Origin of the sequence: Amycolatopsis sp. AA4 (genome assembly GCF_002796545.1) — a bacterium.
In the GTDB taxonomy this organism is placed as follows: domain Bacteria; phylum Actinomycetota; class Actinomycetes; order Mycobacteriales; family Pseudonocardiaceae; genus Amycolatopsis.
Genome location: NZ_CP024894.1, coordinates 6,475,075 through 6,500,570, shown reverse-complemented (window position 1 = coordinate 6,500,570; position 25,496 = coordinate 6,475,075). Strand labels below are relative to the sequence as shown.

Here is a 25,496-nt window from a genome sequence, read left to right as displayed (position 1 = left end):
TCAGAAGAACCTTCATCACGGACGGCGAAAGTTTGCCGGGCGGACGTCCGGTCGACTTCCAGCAGACGATCCCGCGCAATCTCGTGCACCGCGCGGCCATCTCGGAAGTTTTCGTCACTGACCTGAACATCGTGGCCGAGGGCCAGTTCGAAGTCGGCGCGCAGTGGCCGCGCCGGCACGGGTTTTTCGGCCCGTGCGCTCCGGGCTCGCACGACCCCATGCTGTTCGCGGAAACCTGCCGCCAGGCGGGATTGCTCATCGCGCACCGTGCCTACGGCGTTTCGCTCGGCAACGCGTTCATCTCCGACCACAAAGTCAGCTCTATCACCCCCGAAGGGCTGGCCACCGAGGGACGGCCGATCGACGTGGTGCTGCGGGTGAGCGCGCACGAGCCGGTGTTCCGGAGCGGAAACCTGATCGGCATGCGGACCGACTTCGGCTGCTTCCGGGACGGCGAACTGATCGGCACCGCTTCGGAAAACTGGCGCTGCGTGTCCCCGGCGGTTTACCGCCGGCTGCGCGGCGACCACTTCGCGGCGACGCCGTTCCAGGCGTGCGCGCTGGAGACCGTGGACCCGGTGCTCGTCGGCCGGTACCGCGCGGAGGACGTGCTGGTCGCGGACACCGCGGTGGCGGGAACCTGGTCGCTGCAGTTCGATCCGGACCACCCGGTGCTGTTCGACCATTCGGCCGACCACGTCCCGGGCATGGTGCTGCTGGAAGGCGCGCGGCAGGCGGCGCTGCTGACGATCGGCGATCCGCACGCGCTGCCGCTGCGTTCGGATTTCGAGTTCTCCGCCTACGTCGAGTTCGACTCCGAATGCCTGCTGGTGGCCGAGGAAATCGAACCCGACGCGGACGGATGCCGTTCGGTGCGGGTGGTGGCCGAGCAGAAGGGCCGCACCGTGGCGACCGGGGTCCTGGCGATGCGCAGGTCATGACTGCCGGCCTGGGGGCGGACAGCACGACCGGCGAAATCCTCCTCACCGGAGCGACCGGGTTCATCGGGTCGGCGGTGCTGCGGGCCTTGCTCGCCCGCGGCGCCGCGGTGCGGGTGCTGGCGCGCGGTGCGGTGCCGGAGTGGATCACGCGATCCGGCGCGCGGATCCACCGCGGAGATCTCACCGACGCCGCCAGTCTGGCCGGGGCGTGCACGGGCGTCGCGACGCTCGTGCACGCCGCGTCCCGGATCGGCGGCACCGAAGAGGAGTGCGCCGAGGTCAACGACCGCGGCACCGCCCGGCTTCTCGCGGAGGCACACCGCGCGGGCACGCGGCGCGTCGTGCACCTCAGCACCTGTGCGGTCTACCGCGACGGCGAGCATCGAGGCGGGCCCGAGGACCTGCTCGACCTCGGGCCCGCCTCGGCCACCAGCCGCACCAGGCTGGCCGGGGAACAGCAGGTCCGCGCGGCAGGCGGGCTCGTTCTGCGGCCGCACCTGGTGTACGGCGACGGCGACCGGCACGTGGTCCCGGCGCTGGTCAAGTTGCTGCGCGCGGTGCCGGCGTGGGCCGCGGGCGGCGAGGCTCGGACCTCAGTGGTGTCGTCGTGGGATCTCGCCGCGGTGCTCACTGCGTTCGCGCTGGACCCGGCACTGGGCAGCCCCGGCGAGGTGTTCCACGTGGCCGACCCGGAACCCGTGCGCATGCGGGACCTGCTCGAAGCCGTCTGCACCGTGCTTGACCTGCCGGTTCCCGACGCGGACCTGCCGCTCGCCGAGCACCGGGCGCGGGCGCCGTGGCTCAGCGAGCACCAATGGTCGCTGCTCGCCCGGGACCACTGGTATGCCAGCGACAAGGTCTGGAAGGTCACCGGAGTGTCCCCGGGACCGGGACTGGGCGTCCGGATGGCCCAATCCCGGAACTGGTACCGGGAAACTCTGGCAATTCCGGAAGATCGAATACGCGGAAAGTGATCGAACGAATTCAATCGGCGATAATCGAAGGCGGCCGTCCGGAATTCATCCCGGACGGCCGCCGCCGTTTCCGCGGAGTTCATTTCGGTGGCGGCGAGCGCGGGCGGGGCGCGAAGATGATCGTCATGTCCCGACGCGAGCTAGTCGTGCTGGGCTCGGCGAGCCAGACGCCGACCCGGCACCGCAACCACAACGGCTACCTGCTGCGCTTCGACACCGACGGCATCCTCTTCGATCCGGGCGAGGGCACTCAGCGGCAGCTGATGTACGCCGGTGCGACGGCGAGCGAACTCACGCACCTGTGCGTGACCCACTTCCACGGCGACCACAGCCTCGGCCTCGCCGGCATCATCCAGCGGTTGTCCCTGGACAACGTCGCGCATCCGGTGCGCTGCCACTACCCGGCGTCGGGTCAACAGTACTTCGACCGGCTGCGGCACTCGACGTCGTTCCACGAGCGCGCCGAGCTGGTCCCGCTGCCGATCTCCGCGCCGGGTCCGCTCGGCGGCGCGCTGTCGGCATACCCGCTGGAACACCGCATCGACTGCTTCGGCTACCGCTACACCGAACCGGACGGAATCCGGATGCTGCCGGACGCGCTCGCCGCCGCGGGCGTCCAAGGCCCCGCTGTCCGGAAGCTCCAGGCCGACGGCGTGCTCGAGACCGCGAACGGCGTGGTCCGGCTCGAGGACGTGAGCGTGCCGCGCCGGGGCCAGGTGGTCGCGTTCGTGATGGACACGCGCCTGTGCCCGGGCGCGTTCGCCTGCGCGCGAGAGGCGGACCTGCTGATCGCCGAATCGACCTTCCGCGCCGACGACGCCGACCTGGCCTACCGCTACGGCCACCTGACCAGCACCGACGCCGGCCGGCTCGCCGCGGAGTCGGGGGCCCGGAAGCTGCTGCTGACCCACTTCTCGCAGCGCTACCCGTACGAGGAGGCGGACCGGTTCCGCGACGAAGCAGCGAAGGTGTTCGACGGGGAGATCCACGTGGCCCGCGACCTGGACGTGGTGCCGCTGCCGCCGCGCCGGTGAGGTGCAGGATGGCGGAGTGTCGCATCCCGTCCCGGCCGACCTGCTGGAAATCGCCGAAACACTCGTCCCCGGCGCGCCGATCGGCTCCGCGCGCCTTGCCGCGCAAGGAAATATGCACCACGTCGTGTTGCTGCCCGGCGTCGCCGCGGTGCGGATCAGCAAGCGCCCCGATTCCGCCGCCGAGTTGCCGCGCCGAGTCGAGATCCTTCGCGCGGTGGCCGCGGCCGGTCTGCCCTTCGCCGTGCCGGAGCCGCTGACTCCCGTGACCAGCTTCGGCGACCGCGCGGCCGTCGCGGTTTCGTGGCTCGACGGCGAAGGGCTGCCGGAAGGCGTCGGCGACCCGGCGGCGTTCGGACCGCTGTTGACCGCACTGCGCGAGGCGGAGATCTCACCGGCGCTCGAAGCCGTTCTCCACCGGCCGCGCAGATATGCCAACGGGCTGGGCTGGGCGGAACTCGTGGCCGACGTCCTTCCGCGGCTGCCAGGGAAGTGGCAGGACGGCGTCCGGCAGCGGCTCGACACCCTGCTGGCGCTCGAAGAGGTCCCGCCCAGGCTCGTCCACGGCGATCTCAGCGGCGGCAACGTCCACTTCGGCGCGGACGGCAAGCTGACCGGCGTCCTCGACTGGGACCTGGCGAGCTTGTCCGACCCCGCGATCGACGCGGCACTCGTCGCGACGTGGCACGGTTGGGAGGTCCTCCGCGCGGCCGCCGACGAGGAGACCTGCCGCCGCGCGTGGGCCTGGAACGACCTCATCGGCGTCGAGCACCTCCACGCGGTGTTCGCGGGCAAGCCGCTGACCAGCGTCGATGGCTTCGTACGTGCGGTCGTCGCCTGGCTGGAGGCACGCGGTTAGCGGTACCGCGGAAATTTCCTCGAAGATTTTCTGGCCGCGGTGTCGGATCGGGTCGCCGGTGTTCGTAGCAGGGGTGAAGCAGCCCGCGCGGGGCAGCACCGAAGCGAAGGAACCGCGACCATGAAGCTCGTAACCATGACGCAGATGACCGTCGACGGCGTCGTGCAGGGCAACGGCGGCGCGTCCGAAGAGGACCGCCGGAACGGATTCGAACGCGGCGGATGGGCGCTCGGGAAGGGCGACCACGAGACCCTCGCGTTCATCAACGAGACCTACCGGCGTGCCGACGCCTTCCTGTTCGGCCGGCGGACCTACGACCTGTTCGCCGGCTCGTGGGGAGCGCTGCGCGCCGAGGATGTTCCCGGCCAGGAACGCATCCTGCGGGCACTGAACGAGCGGCCGAAGTACGTGGCTTCGTCGACGCTCACCGATCCGAAGTGGTCCGGCACCACCGCGCTGACCGGCGATCTGGCCGCGGCCGTCGCGGACCTCAAGGCGCGACCGGGCGGCGAGCTGCAGGTGCACGGAAGCGGCACCCTGGTCCGGTGGCTGCTGGAGCAGGGCTTGGTCGACGAGATGATCTTCCTCGTGATCCCGGTGGTCGTCGGACAGGGCGAGCGGCTCTTTCCGCGGAACGGCCCGGATCTGGCGCTGGATCTGGTTGAGTCTCGAGTGGACGCGCGGGGCGTGACGACCCAGATCTGGCGCCCGGCCGGCCGTCCGCAGTACGCGGGCCGCTGACCTCGACAACGACGGGAGACTCGGATGCAGTACTTGATTTCCGTGGTCCACGACCAGCCCACTCTCGCCACGCCGGAGGAGGACGCCGCGATCGACGTCTTCAACGAGCGGCTCCAGACCGGGAACCACTGGGTCTTCGCCGGCGGACTCGCCATGCCGGAAACCGCGACCGTCATCGACAACCGCGGCGGGGCGGCGCTGGTCACCGACGGCCCTTTCCTGGAGTCGAAGGAATACCTGGCCGGATTCTGGGTCATCGAGGCCCCGGATCTGGACGTGGCGCTCAAGCTCGCCGCCGAAGGGTCGAAGGCGTGCAACCGCAAGGTCGAGGTGCGGCCGTTCCAGTGAGCGACGTCCGGGAGGCGATCACCCGCGCCCACCGCGAAGAGTGGGCCCGGGTGGTCGCCAGCTTGACCAAACGCTTCGGCGACCTGGACGTCGCCGAAGAAGCCGCCGCCGAGTCGTTCGCGACCGCGGTCGAACGGTGGCCGGTCGACGGCGTGCCGCCCAACCCCGGCGCCTGGCTGACCACCACCGCCACCCGCAAAGCCATCGACCGCATCCGCCGCGAGAACAAACGCGACGACAAGCAACGGGAGGCCCAGCCGCGGTACGACAGCGCGCCTCCGCACCTCATCGACGACGACCGCCTCCGGCTGATCTTCACCTGCTGCCACCCGGCTTTGGCCGCCGAATCCCGGGTCGCCCTGACCCTGCGCATGGTCGGCGGCCTGACCGTGCCGGAGATCGCCCGCGCCTTCCTCGTGTCGGAAAGCACGATGGGGCAACGGATCACGCGCGCGAAAGCGAAGATCAAGGCCGCTCGCATCCCCTACCGAGTGCCCGCCGCCGAAGACCTGCCGACCCGCGTGTCCGGCGTCCTCACGGTGCTTTTCCTGGCCTTCAACGAGGGCTACCTCGCCACCGGTCCCGACACCGACCCGGTGCGCCACGACCTGACCGCCGAAGCGATCCGGCTGACCCGCCTGGTCCGCGCCCTGCTGCCCGACGACGGCGAGGTGACCGGCCTCCTGGCCCTGATGCTCCTGACCGAAGCCCGCCGCCCGGCCCGAGTGTCGGCCAGCGGTGAACTGGTCGCCCTGGACGAACAGGACCGCACGCGGTGGGACGCGCCGCTGATCGCCGAAGGCCACCGCCTGGTCCGCGAACGCCTCGCCACCGGGGTCGCTCCGGGCCGGTACCAGATTCTCGCCGCGATCAACGCCGTGCACACGTCCGCGCGGGACATGCGCGAGACCGACTGGTCGCAGGTGCTCGCCCTCTACGACCAGCTGGCCCGCATCGACCCGTCACCGATCGTCGCCCTGAACCGCGCCATCGCAGTCGCCGAACTGGACGGGCCCGAGGCCGCGTTGGACGTGGTAGACCGGCTCGCGGACCGGCTGGCTGAGTACCACCCGTACCACGCCACCCGCGCTGACCTCCTGCGCCGATTGGACCGAGCCGAGGAAGCACGTGCGGCTTACCAGCGCGCTATCGACCTGGCGGGCAACACCGCGGAGACCGCCGCGCTGTCCCGCCGCCGAGAGGAGTTGGGGTAGCGGGTCCAGTCAGGCCGCTGCGTCGCGCACATGGCGGTGCCCACTGCCCGGAAACTCCGGCGGCGCGGGCGGAAGCACTTCGCGAAGGACGTAGCCGCACTTCTCCGCGACCCGGCACGACGCCGGATTGTCCTCGGCATGCAGCAAATCCAGCCGGTTCAACCGCTGCGCGCCGAACGCCCACCGCGACGTCGTTTCCAAGGCCCGAGCCGCGATGCCGCGCCCACGCGCCGGGGCGGCCGTCCAGTACCCGACCTCGGCGGTGCCAGCGCCCCGCACCTTCACAACGACGTGGCCGAGCGGCAGGTCGTCGTCCCCCACCACTGCGAAGCTGAACCGCGTCGCGGATTCCCAGCCGGAGACCTGCGCGTCGAGCCACCGCCGAGCCTCGCCTTCGTCGACGAGGGACGTCGTCAACTGGCGACGCATCAGCGGATCCCGATGCGCGGCGACCAACACCGGCAGATCCTCCGCCCGCCACGGCCGCAACTGCAAGGCGGCCCCGGCTTCGGTTCGGGGGAGAGGCAGGATGATCGTCACGTCGCTCATTCTGCCCCCTGCCGAGTGGCGCAAAGCCCGTGCCCGGCGGCGAATTCGGGCGAGGTTCGCGAAACTCGGTACGGGAGGTCTCCCCGCCGGAGAGCAATCTCGCAGCCTGCTCATCGAGGCGGACAGAGGCAAGCTGCGAGCTTTCTCGGCGGCGTACCCCGGCCACGGCCAGGCTCCTGCCACTGGTCTGCTCCCGCAGTTGCCACTGGTCTGCTCCCGCAGTTGCCACTGGCCTGCTACCGCAGCTACCGCTGGTCCCCTCCCGCAGCGAGACCCCGCGAAGGCTGCCCGGGCGGTGTGCACCCCGCCAAGCGACCTCACCGATGTCCCGCCACCCTGCCGCTCACCGAGCGCTACGCAGCACGCACTCCAAACCGCAACCTTCCAACCACATTCACCTCCGATCGCCAGCTCCGCCAACACGTCTTCATTCCGCTACCACCCGAGCACTCACCTCCATTTCCGCCCTCTCCCAGCCACTCCAAGATCATCCCATCCGCCACCGACAATTCCGGGCGGCGTGTCGGGCGCCCACCTCGCCGGAGCCCGTCGGGACCCGTGACAGACTGCCGGGCGATGTACACGCCGTCTGATCTCGCTGACCTGCTCGAATGCGAGCACCGGAGCATCCTCAAGCAGGCACTGGCGGCGGGGATACCCGGCGCGCCGCGGCCGACTTCCTCACCCGATCGGCTGGCGGTGAAGCACGGGCGCGCGCACGAAGCGGCCACGCTCGGACGGTTGCGCAGCGAGCGGACGCAGGTCGTCGAGATCGAGGAACACGATCCGGTCGTCGCGGCGAAGGCGACCGAGGAAGCCCTGCGCGCGGGTGCGCCGGTGATCTACCAGGCGGTGTTCCACGACGGCGAGTTCTCCGGCCGCGCAGATTTCCTGCTGCGCGACGACCAGGGCCGCTACGAGGTCTACGACACGAAGCTCGCCCGGCACGCCAAGCCGTCCGCGGTCGTGCAGCTCACCGCGTACGCCGACGCTCTTCGCCGCGCCGGTTGGCCCACCGGGCCGGAGATGCATCTGCTGCTGGGCGACGGCAGCACTCGCAGCCTCCGCGTCGACGACTTCCTCCCGCTCGTGGACCGGCTCCGCGACCGGTTGCAGGACCGTCCGCCGCAGCTGCCGGACCGGATCTGGGCGGACGAGCGCCCGGCGTGCACCGGATGCGCGTTCGCCGAGCACTGTGCGTCCGCGCGCGAGGCCGACCGCGACCTGTCGCTAGTCGCGGGCATGCGCAGCGAGCAGCGGCGCAAGCTGGTGACCGCCGGGCTCGGCACCATCGACGCGCTCGCCAGCGCCGACCCCGCCGACCGTCCGCGCGACATGTCGGAGGGCACGTTCGCCTCGTTGCGCGCGCAGGCCGCGATCCAGGTCCGGCAGGACGAAACCGGTGAGCTGGCCTACGAAATCATCGCCCCGGACGCGCTCGCCGAACTGCCCGAGCCCAGCCCCGGCGACGTCTTCTTCGACATGGAAGGCGACCCGTACGCCCTGGCCGGCACGGGCCTGGAGTACCTCTTCGGCGCGGTCACCCCGGACGGGCGCTTCACCCCGTTCTGGGCACACTCCCGCGCGCAGGAGAAACGAGCGTTCGAGGAGTTCATCGACCTCGCCACCGCACGGCTCGCGGAACACCCCGACGCGCACGTCTACCACTACGCGCCGTACGAGGTCACGGCGATCAAGCGGCTCGCCGCCGTCCACGGCACGCGGGAGGAAGCCGTGGACGAACTGCTTCGCAGCGGCGCGATGATCGACCTGTATGCCGTGGTACGCAAGGCTTTGCGGGTAGGACAGCGGTCGTATTCGATCAAGTATTTAGAACCACTGTACATGCCGGAAGCCCGCGCTGGCGAGGTAAAAACGGCGGTGTCGAGCATCGAGGCGTACGAGGACTACCTGACGCTCTCCTCCGCGGGAAACACCGAACAGGCTGACGAAGTCCTGCGCGGCATCGCGGACTACAACGAGTACGACTGCGTCTCCACCTTGCGCCTGCACGAATTCCTTCACCGTGTGCGCACCGAAGCCGGAATCGAGCTGGCCGAACCGGCTCCCGAGTCCGAAGTGGACGCTCTGCTTCGCCGCACCGAAGAAGAGGAAGCCGCCCAGCGACGAGCCGAACGCGCCGCCGCGATGGCCGCATTGGTCGACCCGCTTCTGGACGGACTCCCCGACGATCCCGCGGATTTCACGCCCGACGACCACGCCCGCGCGCTGCTGGCCGCGTCCGTCGGCTACCACCGCCGCGAGACGAACCCGGCGTGGTGGGAGTTCTTCCGGCAGCTGGCCGCCCCGATCAGCGACCTCGAAGTGGACACGACCTGCGCGGTCCCGGTGTCGGTGACCGCGGGCGAGTGGGTGCCGCCGTCCGGCCGGTTGCGCACCGCGAAACGCACGCTCGTCGTTCGGTGCGACCCGGACCGTCCGCATCCGTACGCGCCAGGTGACGACGTGCGTTTGCGTTACGGTGCCGACGCTCGCGACGCGAAAGTCGTGTCCGCGACCGCCGTCGAGGTGACGCTGGAGGAGAGCAGCGCGCCGGACAAGACGTCCAACGACCTTCCCGCCGCGGTCCTGCCAGGCAGCCCAGTGCGTCCCTCGCCCAAGGACGAGGCGGTAGCCGATCTCGCCCGCCTGGTAGGGGAAACTCTGCCCGCGCTGCCGTCACACCCCGGCGTCGATTTGCTGCGCCGCATCCCCCGGCTGCGTGGAGGTTTGCCCGAACCGGGCGAAGATTTGGTCGCCACGGTGATCACCGCGGTCGATCGTCTCGACGGTTCCGTGCTCGCCGTCCAAGGCCCGCCCGGAGCCGGAAAGACTTACCTGGCCGGAAAACTCATCGCGCATCTGGTGCGTTCGGGGCGGACTGTCGGCGTCACGTCGAACAGCCACAAGGCGGTCGAGAACGTGCTCTCGGCGGCCATGGAGAACGCGCCGGAGATGGCCTGCGCCAAGCGCGCGAAGCGGACGCCGGACCCGTCATTGCCTTGGGAACAGCCGAAAACCAACACCGCGCTGGTACGCTGGCGAGAAGAAAACAACACCGGTCATTTGGTCGGCGGCACCGCCTGGACCTTCGCCAACGCCGCCGTCCGCGAGGAACCCTTCGACGTTCTCGTGATCGACGAAGCCGGCCAGTTCGCTCTCGCGGACGCGCTGGCGGTGTCGATGTGCGCGAAAAACCTGGTGCTGCTGGGAGATCCGCAGCAGCTGCCGCAGGTCGTGCAGGGCACGCATCCGGCAGGCGCGGAGGCGTCGGCGCTGGGCCACCTGATCGGCGAGGCGGACATCATCCCGCCGGAACTGGGCTATTTCCTCGACCTGACGCGCCGCATGCATCCTGATGTCTGCGCGCCGGTCTCGAACCTGTCGTATGCGGGTCTGCTGCACTCCCATCCCACCGCGGAGCGGTCGATCGACGGTTTTCCGTCGGGTCTCTATCTGGCCTCGGTCGAACATCGCGGGAACACCACGCGGTCGGTCGAAGAAGCCGAGCAAGTGGTGTCGGTGATCAAGTCGCTGCACGGCCGAACGTGGGAAGGCCGACCGCTCACTGACGCCGATTTCCTTGTCGTGGCACCGTATAACCTGCAGGCGCGAGTGGTGACGCGAGCCCTGTCCGACGCCGGTTTCGGCGACGTCCGAGTCGGCACCGTGGACCGGTTCCAAGGCCAAGAAGCACCCGTTGTGGTGACCACCATGACGTCCTCTTCGGCGGTAGACCTGCCGCGAGGCCTCGATTTTCTCTTGTCCCGCAACCGGTTGAATGTCGCCCTGTCCCGCGCGCAGTCCGTCGCTGTTCTGGTGTGCTCTCCGAAGCTGCTCGAAGCAGACATCAGGACGGTGGACCAGATGCGGCTGGTCTCCGGAATGCTCGGGTTGCTCCGCGATGCTCGCGAGTGGATCGACTGAGCCCGGCAATTGGTGATGGGCGGGTGTGCCTGTGCCGGGCGTGTGGTGATGGCGGGTGTGCCTGTGCCGGGCGTGCGGTGATGGGCGGGTGTGCCTGTGCCGGGCGTGCGGTGATGGGCGGGTGCGCGTGCGCCGGGCGTGCGGTGATGGCGGGTGTGCCTGTGCCGGGCGTGCGGTGGCGGGCGGGTGCGCGTGCGCTGGGCGCGCGGTGGTGGGTGGGTGTGCCTGTGCTGGGCGTGTGGTGGCGGGCGGGTGCGCGTGCGCCGGGCGTGTGGTGACGGGCGGGCGCGCTTGCGCCGGGCGTGTGGTGGCGGGCGGGCGTGCCTGCGCCGGGCGTGTGGTGGTGGGTGGGTGTGCCTGTGCCGGGAGGCGGTCGCTCGGCGCGACGTTCGCGAGCGGACTGGCTGAGCCAGGTGCTGGGGAGGGTGTGACTGCGAGGCGAAGTGGTTGCTCGGCGCTGCGTGGGTGTCCGCGTGGCCGGGCCGATGGGGAGCGCCTTGGCCAGCTGAGTCCGTTGGTCAGTGCTGAGCAGGTGCCAGTCTGGCCAGTCTGATCGGGGATCCGGCCTCGAACGCGCCCCCGGTTAGCCGAGTCGAGCCCGTGGCGAGGAAGCGCGTGTGCCTGTGCGGCAAGGCAGTCACTTGGCGCTGAGCGGATGGCCGCCAGCCGGTCCGGCCGGGACTCTGGCGTCGGCTGCGTCTGAGCCGGTCCGTTGGCGACGCCGAGTGTGCCTGTGCCACAAGGACGAACGCCAGCGCCGAGGTGCCTCCGCAGCCGGTTGGCCGAGCGGAGATCCAGCGGCCGGGCGCGCAGCAGGCCGCGTGCAGCGAACAGAAAGTATTCCTGCGCCGCACAGCAATCGCTCGGTGCGAGATGGGGGTGCCCGCCCGGCCGGACCGGTCGGGAGCCGGTGGCCGGGCGGGGCACATGTCCCCGCTCGCGCGACCGTGGGGGAGGGGTGGCGCGGCGAGCGAGGTGGTCTGGGCGCCCCCCGCGTCCGGCCTGCGGGAGCCGGAGCGGGGGCGCGGGAGCCCCGTCCGCGCGGGGCACTGGGGAGAGATGCCGCAGCGGACGGGGTGGCTGGGGAATCGGCGGGTGCGGACAGTCTTCTCCGGACTGTCCGGCGCGCCGACGGGAACGGCGGTCGAATTCGGCAGGCATAGAAACCTGCCGCTGCTCAATACAACTCGTTGCGGGCCAAGAACATTCCCGCGGCCGTGAGGGTGTGCTCCCGCTCTCCGTCCGGACCGGCTGGGGGTTACCGGCCGGCGGGAGCAGGAGCACCGGATCCCGTTCCGCGGCTGGGGGGAGCAGTGGCGCGGAGACGGGTGGTTCTGCGCCGGTACGGGGGCCGCCTCGCGGCGAGTGGCACGACCAGGCTCCGGCCGGACCGGTATTCCTGGAAGGCAGAAGGTGAGGCCCGGGGGCACCTCCGTACCGACACCCTGTACAACGCGCGAACGGCCCGAATGTTCCGGCCCCATCAGGTGATCTGGATCGCCACCGATCGAGTGACCGTTTGGTCGGCCCGAGCGGGCAGTGCCGGCCGAAGCCGAGCAGGGCCGAGCCCGCCAGCACGAGTCGGGGTTGACCGGCATCACTCAAGAACGAACTTGTTCGTAACGAACATGTTCGTTACCCTGAATCTAGGAACCCCACAAGAACAGGAGCGAACCCATGACCATCACCATCGTCGGCGCCGGCCTCGGCGGTCTCAGCCTCGCCCGCGTCCTGCACGTCCACGGCATCGAAGCCACCGTCCTCGACCTCGACGCCTCCCCGTCCGCCCGTGCGCAGGGCGGCATGCTCGACATCCACGAGGACTCCGGCCAGGTCGCCCTCCACGCGGCCGGCCTGCACGCCGAATTCCGAACCTTGATCCACTTAGGCGGCCAGGAATCCCGTGTCTACGACCGCACCGCCGCGCTTCTGTTCGCGGAAGCGGACGACGGCAGCGGCGAGCGGCCGGAAATCGACCGCGGGGTCCTGCGCGACCTCCTGCTCAACTCGCTGCCGGAGGGCACCGTCCGCTGGGGCGCCAAGGTCACCGCCGCGGAACCCCTGTCCGGGGGACGACACCGGCTCACCCTCGCCGACGGCACGTCGCTCACCACGGACGTGCTCATCGGAGCCGACGGCGCCTGGTCGCGCATCCGCCCTCTGGTCTCACCCGAAAAACCGGCGTACACCGGCATCTCCTTCGTCGAGATCGACCTCCTCGACGCGGACTCCCGCCACCCGGACGCGGCGGCTCTCCTCGGCGGCGGCATGAGTTTCGCGCTCGGCGAGGACAAAGGCTTCCTCGCGCACCGCGAACCGGACGGCAGCCTGCACGTTTACGCCGCCGTGCGTGTCCCGGAAAGCTGGACCGCGTCCATCGACTTCACCGACCACGCTGCCGCCAAGGCTGCCGTGCTGAGTCACTTCGAGGGCTGGTCCGAGCGGCTCCGCGCCCTGGTCACCGAGGCGGACGGCGAGCTGGTCCCGCGGCTGATCCACGCGCTCCCGGTCGAGCATTCGTGGTCGCGGGTGCCCGGCGTCACGCTGATCGGCGACGCCGCGCACCTGATGTCGCCGTTCGCCGGAGAGGGCGCGAATCTCGCCATGCTCGACGGCGCTGAGCTGGGACTCGCGCTCGCCCGGCACCCCGACGACGTCGAACGTGCGCTCGCCGAGTACGAGGCCGCGTTGTTCCCGCGCAGCGCGAAATCGGCGGCGGAGTCGGCGCAAAGTCTCGAGAGCTGCTTCCGCGCGGACGCGCCGGCGGCCTTGCTGGAGCTGTTCGGGCGTCCATAGTGGACCGGCGTACGACTTAAGCGGTACCCGGATCGAGCCGGCAAGCCGATCCGGGCCAGGCGGTTCCGCTCGCACAATGGGCCTCGACCCGCTGTGAGAGAGGAATCTTCAGATGACCGCCGTCCTGGCCGACACCGTCCATGAAGGCCTGCAGTTCGCCGCCGTAGCCGGAATCGCGGTGCTGGTGGCGTTTCCGGTCTTGCTGTTCATCGGCGCGCTGGTGAGCGTGCTCGGCAGCCCGCTCGGCCTCGGGATGAAGTTCGTGTGGGTGGTCTTCGCGTTCTGCGCGCCGTTCCTCGGGCCGATGCTGTGGTTCCTGGTCGGCAAGCGGAGCGCGGAAGCCTCGCTTCGCTGACACAAGATGTCAGTGGAGCGCGGTTAGCGTCCGGGCATGCACAAGGAAATGGACGCTGGCGAGTTCGTCGAGCGGTATGTCGCAGTGTGGAACGAATCCGACCCGGCCGCCCGGCGCGCGGCGGTCGCCTCGTTGTGGGCCGAGGACGGGGTGCAGTTCACCGAGTCCGCGGAGTATCGGGGCCACCAGGCGCTGGAGCGCCGGGTCAGCGAGGCTTTCGAGGAATTCGTCGCCGGAGGGGGATTCGTCTTCCGGTCCGCCGGAGACGCGGCAGGCCTCCACGGCATGATCCGGTTCACCACCGAGATGGTCCCCGCGGCGGGCGGGGAGGTCGCCTTGACCGGGCTTATCGTGCTCGAACTCGGCGAGGACGGACTGATCCGGCGCGATTGCCAGTTCGCCGAGCCGCCGCGTCCCGAGGGCTCGGACGCCCGGGCGGTGGTGGCCGAATTCCTGCGCCGGCTCGAACAGGGCGAACCGGACCGGATCGCGGAGCTTTTCGCGGAACCGGTCGACTGGCGGGTGAGCTGGCCGGAACCGGAGCATCCCGTCGTGCCGTGGATCCGCCCGCGTTCTTCCCTGGCGGACGTCGCGGACCACTTCCGGACGCTCGGAAGTGCTTGTGTGCCAGAGGAAAGCGACGTCCGGGTCGACCGGATCCTCGTCGACGGCGCGGACGCGGTGCTCGTCGGCACGAGCGCCCAAACGGTCAAGCTGACCGGCAAACGGTTCGCGACGACCTTCGCGGTGTGCCTGACCGTCGACGGAGGATTGATCACGCGATACCACGTTTACGAAGACAGCCTCGCCGTCGCCGAGGCGTTCGCCGGATGAAACGCCGGGCGGCCGGTACGGGAATTCCGCCCGGCTGCCCGGCATTTCCGCGCGGTCAGGAAACGTTCAGGTCGATGCAGGCGTAGAACGCGTTGCCGGTGTCCGCGATGTTCCACACCGCGAGCACCTTCTGCTGTCCGGGGTAACCGCTCAGGTCGACCTGGTGCGACACGGTTTCCGGCGGGGCCTGGTCGTCGCCGCTGAAGCTCGCGACCTGGTTGCCGCCGATGAAGTACTCGTAGTCGCTGGTGCGGTGGCGCGCGGTGAACACCCAGGTGAAGGTGACCTGGCTGCCGACCTGGGTGACCTTCCAGCCCTTGCTGTCGTCGTCGAGGTCGGCGAACCGGTCGTTGCCGCCGCTGCAGCTCTGCAGGCCCTTGGGCCCTTCGACGCTCTGCGGTTCCCATTTGATGTCGCCGCAGGACACCGTTCCGTCCGCGCACTGGGCCTGCCGGCTCGGCGGGGAGTTGACGTAGCCGTGCGCGCTGGCGATGCCGGGGCCGATCAGCATCAGCACCGGAGCGAGGACCGCGCCGCCGAGTGCGGCGAGCATCGTGCGTTTGCGGGGCATGGTGGCTCCTTCGAAGCCGGGCCCGCTCCCGCGCCGGAGGGCGGCCGGACGAGCCACGGCACGACCGACGAGCCCGCGGTGGGGTGGTGCGCGGGCGGTGGGGGTGGGGAGATTTGTGGTCTAGACCATACTCGGACGCCCGCGCTCGGTCAAGAATCAGCTACCCTGCGTCATCTATGCCCGGGCTACCCGGTGTACCCGGTGACCGACCCGGCCGCGGGCCAGCTGATCGAGGGAATCGAGAACGCGACCGACGCGGAGGTTCGCGCGGCAATCGAGGGTGTTGGGCACGGATATCGAAGCTGGCGGGCTTGTGCGGTAGCGGAACGGGCAGCGATCGTCGCCCGTGCCCCGGACCTTTTCGAGGAACGGGCCGACGAACTGGCCGCCGTCATGACCTTGGCGATGGGCAAGCGGAGCCAGGTGGCGCGGTTCGTCGCGCCGAATCTGGTGCTGGACAATACGATTCTGCTGAAGCACGCGTCGATCTGCCCGCGCTCGGCGCTGGCGATCGAGAAGATTCTGCACGAAGCAGGCGTACCGGACGATGCGTGCGTGAACCTTTTCGCGTCCAGCCGCAAGGTCCCGATGAGTCTCGCTGATCCGCGCATTCAAGGCGTTTCCCTGACGGGCAGCCAACAGGCTGGTATCTCAGTGGCGGCGGAAGCGGGTCGCCCGCGCGGTGGAGCAGGGCGGGACGCTGTGTACCGGCGGACGTCGCGGGGAGGGTGCGTACCCGGAGGCGACGGTTTTGGCTGACGTCACGCCGGAGATGGACGCTTACCGGGAGGAGATTCGGGCCGGTGGCGATCTTGTTCCGGACGGAATCGGATGAGCACGCGATCGAGATCGCGAACGACTCGCCGTTCGGTTTGGGCGCGTCGGTTTTGGGCGCCGATCTGGTCCGGTTGCGCAGGGCGGCGGATCGGCTGGTGGCGGGGATGGTGTATTTCAGCAAATCCGGCGGGTCGCAGGCGGATTTGCCGTTCGAGGGGAGCAAACGCTCGGGGATGGGGCGGGGGTTGGGGCCGTCGGTGATCGAGGAGCTCATGAACCAGAAGTCGATCCGGTTTTGAGTCGTGGCAGCCCTCGGCGGCCGGGAGGTCGAAGTCTGGTGTGGACTAATCCGGTTCGCTCTGGTTCTCGTCGGACGGTGGGCAAAACCTTGCGGCCTGGCGCTCTTCGTAGCCGGCCCAGTAGAGAGCCTCGTGATGGTGCCAGCGGTCATGATCCGCGACAGTCCGGTATATCCGCGCGTTCGCGAGGTGAAAAGCCGCCCAGGCTGAACGGGTCGCGCCGGACGTTGGACGTCGGGTTATCGCGGAGGCGTGCGCGGCGTGCAACGTTGCTGGTTCGACTTTGTTCTCCATGGTTCTTGTCCTTCCGCTGAGGAGTCCGGCTGCCGAAGCCTGCTAGGTCGTATCGAGATAGAAGTAGTTCTATTAGGCATTCAACTCCAGAAGTTATCAATAGAGCTACTCCTGTCTAGTCTTCTGGGTCGGACAGAGTTGATACCGCTAGCGTTATCGCCGGACGGAGGAGGACGACGTGGGCATCGGGTACCGCGACCTGGCCGCGAGCCTGCGCGAGGCGATCCAGCGGGGCGAATACGCGCCGGATTCGACACTGCCGAAGCAGGAGGAGCTGGCTCAGGACTACGGCGTCAACATCAACACGGTCCGTAAAGCCGTTGGCGTCCTGGAGGCCGAAGGACTGGTCACGCCGATCCGCCGGCGCGGCACTGTCGTTCGTGCGCGTCCGCCTATGAAGCGCCTCGGCGTGGAGCGCTATGCCAAGAGCAAATGGAAATACGGAGACACGGTCGCGTTCGTCGCCGACCGCGAAGCGTCCGGCCGCGAGTGGAAGTCTGCTGATCAGACGCAGACCGTTTCGCGAGTCGAGGCCGATGCTGAGATCGCCGAAGCGCTGGGTGTCGAGGTCGGGTCATCCGTCTACGAGCGGGCGCGCCTGGTCAAGGATGCGGGCCGCCCCACGCATACCCTCTCCAGCTACTACCGGCCCGAGGACGTTGAGGGAACTCGTCTTGTCGACGAGACCCCGGGACCAGCCGGTCGCGGCGGCGGCTTCCTGGTTCTCACCCTGCAAGGGCTCGAACCCGACACGATCAGCGAGACCGTCTGCTCGCGCATGCCCACGCCGGACGAGATCGAGACGTTGGAACTCCCCGCAGGCGAACCCGTGATGGTCTTGCATCGCCGCACCTCCACCGCGGAGGGTCGCGTCGTGGAGTTCGCGCGAGGCGTCCACGCGGCAAGCCGGTTCTCCTGGTCCTATACGTTCAAGATCCCCGACTGACTCCGGAGTCCCCGCATGCCCGAGAGCCCGATCGCCCTGCCGGAGCATCTCCGCGCCGACGTTCAGACACTCTGGGATTACCACGACCTGCACCACGAGCTCCGGCCCACTGACGTCGGAATCGGTCTGGGGAGTCACGATCTCGGCGTCGCTGCCTATACGGCGGAGCTGTACCAGCAGGGCTGCTTCCGGCAGATCGTCTTCACCGGAGCCAACGCGCCCACCACCGTAGACCGATTTCCGCGCGGGGAAGCCGTGCACTACCGCGAGCACGCGTTGGAGCTGGGTGTTCCCGACGACGCGATCCTGGTCGAGCCAACGGCCCGCAACACCGGAGACAACATCGCGCGGAGCCGGGAGTTGCTGGAAGCACGCGGGACAAAAGTCGATTCGGTCACGTTGATTTCGCGTCCCTACCAACAACGGCGGGCCTACGCGACGTGCCGGAAGCTCTGGCCCGAGGTAAAAGTGCTGTGCGCCTCCCAGCCATTGCCGTTGGACGAGTACATCCGGAGCATCGGCGACGTAGATCGCGTCGTCAATATGCTGGTCGGCGACACGCAGCGGATAAGCCTCTATGCCCAGCGAGGATTCGCGATACCCCAAGACCTTCCGGGCCAGGTCGACCGAGCCTTCCAAAGTTTGGTGACGCACGGGTACACCGCCAGACTCCTCACCTAGGCCGCAACAACCCGCTCAACCACCCCGAAAACACCTGCTGCACATCCCCCCGCACGCGGTCCGGGTCGTCCGCGTTGGCGATCATCCGCGCCGCTTCCATCACCGCCGCCAGGACCAGCTGCGCCAGGGCATCCACCGGCGTATCCACGATCAACCCGGCTTCCCGCGCGGCCGCCAGGTTTTCCGCGACCAGCCCCAGGCCGTACTCGGCTTCCAGGTCTCGCCAGGCATCCCAGCCCAGTACGGCCGGGGCGTCGGTCAGCGAAATACGCCGGACGTCCGGGCGCAGGCAGGCGTCCAGGAAAACGCCCAGTGCGGAAGAAAGCCCGGAAAGCGGGTCCGCGGCACCGTCGAGGACTGCGGAGACCTCGGCGGTCAATTCCCGTTCCAGCACTTCGACCACGGCTCGGAACAGGCCCTGTTTGTCGCCGAAGTGGTGGTACAGCGCGCCCCGCGTGACGCCTGCCGTGCGAGTGATTTCCTCGGCGGGCACGTCGTGATAGCCGCGGGCGCCGAAGAGGTCGCGGGCGGCCTTGATCAGTGCGGCTCGCGTCGCGTCGGAGCGTTCTTGCTGGGTACGTCGCACGCACCTAATCTGCCATGGCGGCGGCGAAGCGCGTGATGTGCCCGGCCAGTGCGGCCGGCTGGTCCTCCGAGACGAAGGTGTACGAGTCCGGGACCTCGACGAGTTCCGCGTCCGGCAAAACCTCCGCCAAGCGGTGCGCGAGGCTGATCGGGAACAGTTTCTCCTCCGGCGGCCACACGAGCAGCACCGGACGCTTGAACTGGCGCAGTTTCTCCGCCGCGGCGAGGGTGTGGCTCGAGTCGACAGTGCGCAGGAACTTGCGCAAATCCCTTCGCAGGCCAGGCGATTTCCGCAGTTTGCCCAGGTACTCGTCGGCGACGTCCGGCGGCAGCGGGCGCTTCGTGACCCAACCGAACAGCAGCGGCGAGCGGTACAGCGCCTTGATCCGCAGCAGCTGGCCGAGCACCGCCATCGAACCGGGAATCCGCGCGACCTTCGGCAACGGCCGGAAGATCGGCGGGAAGAAGTACTCGAAGCTGTCCGACGGCGTCAGCACGACCCGTCCGACCCGCTCCGGATAGCGCGCGAGCAGCAGTTGCGTGATGGCGCCGCCGGTGTCGTTGGCGACCAGGATGACGTCCTCCAGGTCCAGCGCGGTGAGGAAATCGCCCAGGAGGGTGGCCAGGCCGGGCGCGCTGAGGTCGGCGTCCGAACGCATCGGGACCGGGTGCGCGCCCAGCGGGAGATCCGGGGCCAGGCAACGGAATCCGGCGTCCGCGACGGACGGGACGACCTTGCGCCACAGCAGGGCGCTGGTGAGCACGCCGTGCACGAAAACGACCGGGCGGCCGCGTCCGTGCTCGAAGTACCGGAGTTCGCCTTGGGGGAGGTTGACGTGCCGGGCAGTGCCGAGTTCTTCGTATCCGCTCATGCTGACCGAAGATACATACATGCAGTCTGTATGTAAATTACCTCTGCGGTAATGCCCCCGCTGGCCAGGGGTTGCCTCGACCCTGGTCGGCGGGGGCGGTTCTTGACTAGGAGGCGGATGCGGAGAGCTGCTCAGCCGAATCGCAGCGCGAGCACAGGCCGGACACCGTTTCCTCGGCGGATTCCGCCGGCGTGCCGGGGATTGCCTCCAGCCGTCCGCAGCGGCGGCACAGCAGGTGGCGGTGGTCGAAACCGGAAAGCTCGTAGCGTTGCGCGACGCCGACGTGGTCGAAGCGGTGGACGAGACCGGCCGCGACGCCGGTGGTCAGCACGTCGTGGACGCCCCTCGTGGACGCCATCGACAGCCGCGCGCGGACCAGCGGCAGCAGTTCCGCGACGGTCACGTGCGGGTTTTCGGCCAGCACTTCCAGCACGACCTGCCGGGCGGTCGTCACGCGCAGGCCGGCGCGCCGGAGCCGGGTTCCGGCGTCGGCGCTGGACGGGAGGGGTGCGGAGGTCGTGAGCACGGTTCCTTTGTAGTCCGCACAGTTGATCCAGTCAAATGTAAGAACGGGTCAACTCTGGGACTGTGAGCCACTGCACGCCAGAATTGATCCGGTCAACTCTGCGGGTACCATCCGGGCCATGGACGAGTTCGGGGCGCGCCTGCGCGACAAGGGTCTGCGCAACACGCCGCAGCGGCGTGCGGTGCTGGCCGCGGTCGCGCGAACCCCGCACGTCACGGCCGCGGAAATCGCGACGGTGCTCGACGCCGACGGGGCCGTCGGCGCGCTGTCCCGGCAGGGTCTTTACAACGTGCTCGAGGACCTCGTCGGCGCCCGCCTGCTGCGCCCGCTCGAACCGGCGGGGTCGCCCGCGCGGTTCGAACTCGAAACCCACGACAACCACCACCACCTGGTGTGCCGCGGCTGCGGCCGGATCCAGGACGTGCCGTGCGCGGTCGGCGCCGCGCCGTGCCTCGAACCCGGTCCGGTGCCCGGTTTCCGGGTGGACCAGGCCGAGATCACGTGGTGGGGGATGTGCGCGGACTGCGAGGCCAAGGCTTAACGCAGCGCGTCCTGCAGCGCCGCGAGCCCGACCGGGCCGACGGCCAGCGCGTCCTCGTGCCACTGGCGCAACGTGAATCCCGGTTTGGCGGCCGCTTCGGCGCGTGCCCGCAGCCACGCGCGTTCGCCGATCTTGTACGAGATCGCCTGGCCCGGCCAGCCGAGGTAGCGCACGATTTCGGCGTGCACCCGGTGTTCGGCGGCCAATCCGCGCTCGTGCAGGAAGCGGCACGCGGTGTCGAAGTCCCAGCGGGAACCGTCCGGCAGCGGCAGATCGAGGTGCGAGCCGAGGTCGATCACGACGCGCGCGGCCCGCAGCGCGGAACCGGCGAGCATGCCGAGCCGGGTGCCGCGTTCGGAGAACCAGCCCAGTTCGTCGGCGAGGCGTTCGGCGTACAGTGCCCAGCCTTCCGCGTGGCCGCTCACTGAATGGACGCGCGCGTAGCGGCTGACCGAGTCCCCGGCCAGGCCCGCGACGCCGATCTGCAGATGGTGTCCCGGAACGCCTTCGTGGAACACCGTCGTCAGCTCGGACCAGGTCGCGAAACGCTCCCGCCCGCCCAGCGGCCACCACGTGCGGCCGGGGCGGGTGCCGTCTTCGGCGGGCCCGGTGTAGTACGGCGAGCCCGACGCGGAGCCGTACGCGAGCACGACATCCAAGGCGCGCAACGGTTCCGGGATGTCGAAGTGCTCGCTCGCCGCTTCCAGCGCCCGGTCGTGCGCGGCGCGCAGCCAGTCCAAATAGGACGCTTCACCGGTCACAAAACACTCGTCGTCCAGCCGGGCAAGCACTTCCGCCACGCTCGCGCCAGGCTGGATCTTCGCGACCTCGGCGGCGATTTCCGTTTCGATGCGCTGAAGTTCCGCCCAGCCCCATTCGTACGCCTCGGCGAGATCGAGGTCCGCGCCGAGGGAAAGCCGGGCCGCGACGGCGTAACGCTCGGCGCCGACTCCGTCGGTTTCGGTGGCGTGCGGGGCGTAATCCTCGCGCAGGAACCGCGCGAGGGCCGCGTAACCGCGGTGGGCGGCGTCGGCCCCCGCACGCAGTTCGCCGGCCTGCGGCCCGTCGCCGTACTCCTCGACGAGTGCATTGTGGACACCCGCGTACCGCTCGGCCTGCGCCGCCGTTTCCAGCGCTTGCCGACGGGCCGCGCGCAGACCCCGGTCGAGACCGGCCTGCAGCGTCTTCTGCCAGCCGGCCAGCATCGTTTCGACCCCGGCCATCCGGACCGCGAGGACGTGCCAGTCGTCCGTGTCGCGGCGCGGCAGCAGCCGGACCGAATCGGCGATCGAACTCAGCGTGCCGAAATGGGCCTGTACCTGGCGGAACGGCTCGTCGAGCCCGTGCCAGGCCAGCTCGGTCTCGAGGCTGTTCCGCAGATGCGCGGCCGCGATCCGGTCCGCGCGGGACTCGGGGGCCAGCGTCGCGAGAGTGGCGAGCGTGCGCCGGGCCAGGTCGGCTCGGGCCGCGAAACCGTCCGGGGTGAGGTCGGTGAGCGCGGTCGCGTCGGTGGTCACGCCGTCCAGGGTCGCGGCGATCGGATCGAGCGCTGCCTCCGCCGTGACGTGGTCGGCGGACAGCTGAAAAATCGGGGTCACGCCGCCACGTTAGCCGGGAGCCGCCGCCCGAATATAGAGACGTTAGCGGGGTGCGGTCGCTGGTATAGAGGGAATGCCCGCGCCGGTGCGCCGACGCGGGCATCCGCGGGAGGAAAGCCTCAGTCCGTGCCGGATTCCATCGCGGCGCGGTCGAGCAGCTCGACGTCGTCGGCCCGGCCCCGGGACGCGATCGTCTCGGCCCCGCCCTCGGGCATCGCGCCGATCAGGCCGGTCGCGGCCGCCTGCGCGGCGCCGATCAGCTTGGGGTGCGAGGTGCCGCCGACCATGCCGAGGCTCGCGTACTGCTCCAGCTTGGCGCGCGAGTCGGCGATGTCGAGGTTCCGCATGGTCAGCTGGCCGATCCGGTCGACCGGGCCGAACGCGGAGTCCTCGGTGCGCTCCATCGACAGCTTGTCCGGGTGGTAGCTGAACGCCGGGCCGGACGTGTCGAGGATCGAGTAGTCCTCGCCGCGCCGCAGCCGCAGCGTGACCTCGCCGGTGATGGCGGTGCCGACCCAGCGCTGCAGCGATTCGCGCAGCATCATCGCCTGGGGGTCCAGCCAGCGGCCCTCGTACATCAGCCTGCCCAGGCGCCGGCCCTCGTTGTGGTAGCTGGCGATGGTGTCCTCGTTGTGGACCGCGTTGACCAGCCGCTCGTACGCCGCGTGCAGGAGCGCCATGCCCGGGGCCTCGTAGATGCCGCGGCTCTTGGCCTCGATGATCCGGTTCTCGATCTGGTCGGACATGCCGAGCCCGTGCCGCCCGCCGATCGCGTTGGCCTCCAGGACCAGCTCGACCGCGCTGCCGAACTCCTTGCCGTTGATCGTCACCGGACGGCCCTGCTCGAAGCCGATCGTGACGTCCTCGGGCGCGATCTCGACTTCCGGGTCCCAGAACCGCACGCCCATGATCGGCTCGACGATCTCGATGCCGGTGTCCAGGTGCTCGAGCGACTTCGCCTCGTGCGTGGCGCCCCAGATGTTGGCGTCGGTGGAGTAGGCCTTCTCGGTGCTGTCGCGGTAGGGCAGCTTGTGCGCCTCCAGCCACTCCGACATCTCCTTGCGGCCGCCGAGCTCGCCGACGAACGCGGCGTCGAGCCACGGCTTGTAGATCCGCAGGCCCGGGTTGGCCAGCAGGCCGTAGCGGTAGAACCGCTCGATGTCGTTGCCCTTGTAGGTGGAGCCGTCGCCCCAGATCTGGACGTCGTCCTCCAGCATCGCGCGCACCAGCAGGGTGCCGGTGACCGCGCGGCCGAGCGGGGTGGTGTTGAAGTAGGCCCGCCCGCCGGTGCGGATGTGGAAGGCGCCGCAGGTCAGCGCGGCGAGCCCCTCCTCGACGAGGGCTTCCTTGCAGTCGACCAGCCGCGCGAGCTCCGCCCCGTAGGCGTGCGCACGGCCGGGGACGGACGCGATGTCGGGTTCGTCGTACTGGCCGATGTCGGCGGTGTAGGTGCACGGAACCGCACCCTTGTCGCGCATCCACGCCACCGCCACGGACGTGTCGAGGCCGCCGGAGAACGCGATGCCGACCCGCTCGCCGACGGGAAGGGAAGTGAGCACCTTGGACATAGGAATGATTATGCACGACGATGTATGAACGTGCATCCCCGGGTGGTGTGAACTCGCTCTCCGTGCGGTTCTCCAGGTCTTTCACCGCTCGTGCAGCCGCTGCCGCCACCACGCCTCGGCATGCCAGCGGCTGAGGGAACTCGCCGCCGGGTCGGGCAGGGTTCTCCGCCGGAACTCGGCATCGAGCGGGGCGAGGACCCGGCGCAGGTCCGCGCGGGCGCGGGGAGGGAGCGCGCGCAGGGCGGCTTCCAGTTCGTCGCGGGCTTCGACGGGATCGCCGCACGGGCAATCGGGCCACGGCACGTACAGCCAGCGGCCGGGCTGGCGCAGGAAGCGCCGATACCGGTCGAGTGCTGGGGAAACGCGTTCGGTCCACTGGTCGCGGGCTTCGGGTTGGGCGGCGCTGGGCTTCCTACGAGGCATTGCCCCTTCGGGTCGACGTCATGCCGAAAGGTTGGCACATCTGCGGATGAGCGTCGCGCCCAATTCGGTCAGTAAGTGCGGCCCTTCCAGCCGGTCCGGCGACGGGCGGAGTCGATCGTCATCAGGGTGTAGAGGGCTGCGGTGAACGGCAGCCACCCGCCCGCGACCAGGGGTTGGCGGTAATACCTGGCGACCGGGACGAACGTCGCCGCCATCAGCAACCACGCCACAGCGGCTTGCCACGAGCCGGTCAGGGCGAGTGCGGGCGGGGCGAGGAACACGGCGATCATGCCGACGACCGTCCCGGCCAGCAGCAGTGGCGAATGTCGGAGCTGGGTGTAGGCGCTGCGGGTCACCATCCGCCAGAGGTCCGAGAGCCGCGGATACGGCCGGACACTCCAGACTTTCGTGGCGTAACCCAGCCAAATCCGGCCGCCCGCGGACGCGACCGCGCGGGCGAGCGCGACGTCGTCGATGACCGCACCGCGGATCGCGGCGATTCCTCCGGCGCGTTCGAGCGCCGCGCGGCGGACGAGGACGCAACCGCCAGCCGCCGCGGCGGTGCGCCAGCGTGCGGAGTTCACGCGGCGGAACGGGTAGAGCATCGCGAAGAAGTAGACGAAAGCGGGCACGAGCAGCCGCTCCCAGAACGTTGCGGTGCGCAGAACGGCCATCTGAGATACCAGGTCCCGGCCGCTGGTGGCAGCGGCGACGAGGGTTTCCAGCGAGTCGGGGCTGTGTGAGATATCAGCGTCGGTCAGCAGGAGGAAGTCGACGTCTCCGGCCTCGCGGACGCCGTGCGCGACGGCCCAGAGCTTGCCGGTCCAGCCGTCCGGTGGTTCGCCCGGGCTCGTGACGGTGAGCGGGAGTCCATTGGGGACAGTCAGCGAGCGGGCGACTTCCGTCGTGCCGTCGGTGCTGCCGTCGTCCACGAGGATGACTCGCGCGTCGCCGCGATAGGTCTGGCGCAGCAGCGTGGGCAGGGTTTCCGGCAGCAGCGCGGCCTCGTCGCGGGCGGGCACCACGACGGCGACAGACGGCCAGGCGTCCGGCCGGACCAGCACGGGCAGGCGCTGGTCGGTGCGCCAGAACCAGCTGTGGCACAACGCGAGTCCGGTCCACACCGCCAGCGTCGCCCACGCGAGGACCGTGCCCATGCGCGGAGTGTAGTGACTGGAAGCAAACTGACAGGTCGCTCCCAGCGGACTCATAGATTCGCGGCTGAGACTGGGTGTTCCCCCACCGG

The 25,496-nt window shown here is 69.6% G+C and carries 25 protein-coding genes and 1 pseudogene; 16 read left to right on the top strand and 10 right to left on the bottom strand.

What is annotated here, in order from left to right:
• The first annotated feature begins 32 nt into the window (after positions 1-32).
• The 7 genes from CU254_RS30010 to CU254_RS29980 all read left to right on the top strand — a co-directional run bounded on the left by CU254_RS30010 (position 33) and on the right by CU254_RS29980 (position 6,108).
• Entirely contained in the window at positions 33-941 is a 909-nt protein-coding gene (locus CU254_RS30010) for a ScbA/BarX family gamma-butyrolactone biosynthesis protein (RefSeq protein ID WP_234392766.1), read from the top strand.
• On the top strand, positions 938-1,915 hold the full coding sequence (locus CU254_RS30005; protein ID WP_037715251.1) for an NAD(P)-dependent oxidoreductase: 978 nt from the start codon (positions 938-940) through the stop codon (positions 1,913-1,915). The genes CU254_RS30010 and CU254_RS30005 overlap by 4 nt, the downstream gene beginning before the upstream one ends.
• 125 nt (positions 1,916-2,040) lie before the next feature.
• Entirely contained in the window at positions 2,041-2,949 is a 909-nt protein-coding gene (locus tag CU254_RS30000) for a ribonuclease Z (protein WP_009082154.1), read from the top strand.
• A 16-nt stretch (positions 2,950-2,965) separates the two neighbouring features.
• Positions 2,966-3,805 carry an aminoglycoside phosphotransferase family protein gene (locus CU254_RS29995; protein WP_037715249.1) on the top strand — a complete coding sequence of 280 codons (840 nt, stop codon included), beginning with the start codon at positions 2,966-2,968 and terminating at the stop codon, positions 3,803-3,805.
• A gap of 120 nt (positions 3,806-3,925) precedes the next feature.
• On the top strand, positions 3,926-4,546 hold the full coding sequence (locus CU254_RS29990; protein WP_009082143.1) for a dihydrofolate reductase family protein: 621 nt from the start codon (positions 3,926-3,928) through the stop codon (positions 4,544-4,546).
• A gap of 24 nt (positions 4,547-4,570) precedes the next feature.
• Complete coding sequence (locus CU254_RS29985; protein WP_009082141.1) at positions 4,571-4,894, top strand: YciI family protein; 324 nt, start codon at positions 4,571-4,573, stop codon at positions 4,892-4,894.
• On the top strand, positions 4,891-6,108 hold the full coding sequence (locus CU254_RS29980) for an RNA polymerase sigma factor (RefSeq protein WP_037715246.1): 1,218 nt from the start codon (positions 4,891-4,893) through the stop codon (positions 6,106-6,108). Before CU254_RS29985 ends, CU254_RS29980 begins: the two co-directional genes overlap by 4 nt.
• Positions 6,109-6,117: 9 nt before the next feature.
• On the opposite strand, the gene CU254_RS29975 is transcribed toward CU254_RS29980, so the two are convergent.
• Positions 6,118-6,648, bottom strand: a complete 531-nt coding sequence (locus CU254_RS29975; protein WP_199841099.1) for a GNAT family N-acetyltransferase — start codon at positions 6,646-6,648, stop codon at positions 6,118-6,120.
• 585 nt (positions 6,649-7,233) lie between these two features.
• Between CU254_RS29975 and CU254_RS29970 the strand changes: the two genes are divergently transcribed.
• The 4 genes from CU254_RS29970 (at position 7,234) to CU254_RS29955 (ending at position 14,569) form a co-directional block, all read left to right on the top strand.
• Positions 7,234-10,584 (top strand): TM0106 family RecB-like putative nuclease, encoded by a 3,351-nt coding sequence (locus CU254_RS29970; RefSeq protein ID WP_037715243.1) that lies wholly within the window; start codon positions 7,234-7,236, stop codon positions 10,582-10,584.
• A 1,677-nt stretch (positions 10,585-12,261) separates the two neighbouring features.
• Positions 12,262-13,380, top strand: coding sequence for an NAD(P)/FAD-dependent oxidoreductase (locus CU254_RS29965; protein ID WP_009082133.1), 1,119 nt, complete (start codon positions 12,262-12,264; stop codon positions 13,378-13,380).
• 112 nt (positions 13,381-13,492) lie between these two features.
• Complete coding sequence (locus CU254_RS29960; protein WP_009082131.1) at positions 13,493-13,735, top strand: PLDc N-terminal domain-containing protein; 243 nt, start codon at positions 13,493-13,495, stop codon at positions 13,733-13,735.
• A gap of 36 nt (positions 13,736-13,771) precedes the next feature.
• Positions 13,772-14,569, top strand: a complete 798-nt coding sequence (locus CU254_RS29955; RefSeq protein WP_100266926.1) for a nuclear transport factor 2 family protein — start codon at positions 13,772-13,774, stop codon at positions 14,567-14,569.
• Positions 14,570-14,624: 55 nt separating this feature from the next.
• Here the strand turns inward: CU254_RS29955 and CU254_RS29950 are convergent, their stop codons facing one another.
• Positions 14,625-15,140: a lytic polysaccharide monooxygenase auxiliary activity family 9 protein gene (locus tag CU254_RS29950; RefSeq protein WP_009082126.1), complete on the bottom strand. Its 516-nt coding sequence runs from the start codon at positions 15,138-15,140 to the stop codon at positions 14,625-14,627.
• 201 nt (positions 15,141-15,341) lie between these two features.
• Between CU254_RS29950 and CU254_RS44410 the strand changes: the two genes are divergently transcribed.
• Complete coding sequence (locus CU254_RS44410; RefSeq protein ID WP_050788314.1) at positions 15,342-15,899, top strand: aldehyde dehydrogenase family protein; 558 nt, start codon at positions 15,342-15,344, stop codon at positions 15,897-15,899.
• Positions 15,823-16,216 (top strand): annotated as a pseudogene (locus tag CU254_RS44405) (aldehyde dehydrogenase family protein). Before CU254_RS44410 ends, CU254_RS44405 begins: the two are co-directional and overlap by 77 nt.
• Positions 16,217-16,261: 45 nt before the next feature.
• On the opposite strand, the gene CU254_RS44835 reads toward CU254_RS44405, so the two are convergent.
• Positions 16,262-16,510 carry an AMED_5909 family protein gene (locus tag CU254_RS44835; protein ID WP_078560945.1) on the bottom strand — a complete coding sequence of 83 codons (249 nt, stop codon included), beginning with the start codon at positions 16,508-16,510 and terminating at the stop codon, positions 16,262-16,264.
• Between the two features lie 178 nt (positions 16,511-16,688).
• Between CU254_RS44835 and CU254_RS29935 the strand changes: the two genes are divergently transcribed.
• The gene (locus CU254_RS29935; protein ID WP_009082123.1) at positions 16,689-17,456 is read left to right on the top strand and encodes a GntR family transcriptional regulator; all 768 of its coding nucleotides are present in this window, start codon (positions 16,689-16,691) and stop codon (positions 17,454-17,456) included.
• Positions 17,457-17,471: 15 nt separating this feature from the next.
• Entirely contained in the window at positions 17,472-18,137 is a 666-nt protein-coding gene (locus CU254_RS29930; protein ID WP_009082121.1) for a YdcF family protein, read from the top strand.
• On the opposite strand, the gene CU254_RS29925 is transcribed toward CU254_RS29930, so the two are convergent.
• From CU254_RS29925 to CU254_RS29915, 3 genes are all read right to left on the bottom strand, one after another.
• Positions 18,130-18,723, bottom strand: a complete 594-nt coding sequence (locus tag CU254_RS29925; protein WP_009082119.1) for a TetR/AcrR family transcriptional regulator — start codon at positions 18,721-18,723, stop codon at positions 18,130-18,132. The two genes, CU254_RS29930 and CU254_RS29925, sit on opposite strands and share 8 nt — an antisense overlap.
• A 4-nt stretch (positions 18,724-18,727) precedes the next feature.
• Positions 18,728-19,594 (bottom strand): alpha/beta fold hydrolase, encoded by an 867-nt coding sequence (locus CU254_RS29920; protein WP_009082116.1) that lies wholly within the window; start codon positions 19,592-19,594, stop codon positions 18,728-18,730.
• A 106-nt stretch (positions 19,595-19,700) separates the two neighbouring features.
• Complete coding sequence (locus CU254_RS29915) at positions 19,701-20,120, bottom strand: Fur family transcriptional regulator (protein WP_009082114.1); 420 nt, start codon at positions 20,118-20,120, stop codon at positions 19,701-19,703.
• A 118-nt stretch (positions 20,121-20,238) separates the two neighbouring features.
• Between CU254_RS29915 and CU254_RS29910 the strand changes: the two genes are divergently transcribed.
• Positions 20,239-20,661 carry a Fur family transcriptional regulator gene (locus tag CU254_RS29910; protein ID WP_037715240.1) on the top strand — a complete coding sequence of 141 codons (423 nt, stop codon included), beginning with the start codon at positions 20,239-20,241 and terminating at the stop codon, positions 20,659-20,661.
• Here the strand turns inward: CU254_RS29910 and CU254_RS29905 are convergent.
• The 4 genes from CU254_RS29905 to CU254_RS29890 all read right to left on the bottom strand — a co-directional run bounded on the left by CU254_RS29905 (position 20,658) and on the right by CU254_RS29890 (position 25,407).
• On the bottom strand, positions 20,658-22,259 hold the full coding sequence (locus CU254_RS29905) for a DUF885 domain-containing protein (RefSeq protein ID WP_009082109.1): 1,602 nt from the start codon (positions 22,257-22,259) through the stop codon (positions 20,658-20,660). The genes CU254_RS29910 and CU254_RS29905 overlap by 4 nt on opposite strands.
• A 119-nt stretch (positions 22,260-22,378) precedes the next feature.
• Entirely contained in the window at positions 22,379-23,827 is a 1,449-nt protein-coding gene (gene argG, locus CU254_RS29900; RefSeq protein ID WP_009082108.1) for an argininosuccinate synthase, read from the bottom strand.
• Positions 23,828-23,908: 81 nt separating this feature from the next.
• The gene (locus CU254_RS29895) at positions 23,909-24,250 is read right to left on the bottom strand and encodes a hypothetical protein (RefSeq protein ID WP_009082106.1); all 342 of its coding nucleotides are present in this window, start codon (positions 24,248-24,250) and stop codon (positions 23,909-23,911) included.
• A gap of 68 nt (positions 24,251-24,318) precedes the next feature.
• Complete coding sequence (locus tag CU254_RS29890) at positions 24,319-25,407, bottom strand: glycosyltransferase (protein ID WP_009082104.1); 1,089 nt, start codon at positions 25,405-25,407, stop codon at positions 24,319-24,321.
• Positions 25,408-25,496: the final 89 nt, after the last annotated feature.

Coding starts and splice junctions, on each gene's coding strand:
- CU254_RS29895 (WP_009082106.1), bottom strand. CDS start 24,250: ATGCCTCGTAGGAAGCCCAGCGCCGCCCAACCCGAAGCCCGCGACCAG.
- CU254_RS44835 (WP_078560945.1), bottom strand. CDS start 16,510: ATGGAGAACAAAGTCGAACCAGCAACGTTGCACGCCGCGCACGCCTCC.
- CU254_RS29890 (WP_009082104.1), bottom strand. CDS start 25,407: ATGGGCACGGTCCTCGCGTGGGCGACGCTGGCGGTGTGGACCGGACTC.
- CU254_RS29985 (WP_009082141.1), top strand. CDS start 4,571: ATGCAGTACTTGATTTCCGTGGTCCACGACCAGCCCACTCTCGCCACG.
- CU254_RS29910 (WP_037715240.1), top strand. CDS start 20,239: ATGGACGAGTTCGGGGCGCGCCTGCGCGACAAGGGTCTGCGCAACACG.
- CU254_RS30000 (WP_009082154.1), top strand. CDS start 2,041: ATGTCCCGACGCGAGCTAGTCGTGCTGGGCTCGGCGAGCCAGACGCCG.
- CU254_RS29955 (WP_100266926.1), top strand. CDS start 13,772: ATGCACAAGGAAATGGACGCTGGCGAGTTCGTCGAGCGGTATGTCGCA.
- CU254_RS29920 (WP_009082116.1), bottom strand. CDS start 19,594: ATGAGCGGATACGAAGAACTCGGCACTGCCCGGCACGTCAACCTCCCC.
- CU254_RS29930 (WP_009082121.1), top strand. CDS start 17,472: ATGCCCGAGAGCCCGATCGCCCTGCCGGAGCATCTCCGCGCCGACGTT.
- CU254_RS29970 (WP_037715243.1), top strand. CDS start 7,234: ATGTACACGCCGTCTGATCTCGCTGACCTGCTCGAATGCGAGCACCGG.
- CU254_RS30005 (WP_037715251.1), top strand. CDS start 938: ATGACTGCCGGCCTGGGGGCGGACAGCACGACCGGCGAAATCCTCCTC.
- CU254_RS29960 (WP_009082131.1), top strand. CDS start 13,493: ATGACCGCCGTCCTGGCCGACACCGTCCATGAAGGCCTGCAGTTCGCC.
- argG (WP_009082108.1), bottom strand. CDS start 23,827: ATGTCCAAGGTGCTCACTTCCCTTCCCGTCGGCGAGCGGGTCGGCATC.
- CU254_RS29965 (WP_009082133.1), top strand. CDS start 12,262: ATGACCATCACCATCGTCGGCGCCGGCCTCGGCGGTCTCAGCCTCGCC.
- CU254_RS29990 (WP_009082143.1), top strand. CDS start 3,926: ATGAAGCTCGTAACCATGACGCAGATGACCGTCGACGGCGTCGTGCAG.
- CU254_RS29950 (WP_009082126.1), bottom strand. CDS start 15,140: ATGCCCCGCAAACGCACGATGCTCGCCGCACTCGGCGGCGCGGTCCTC.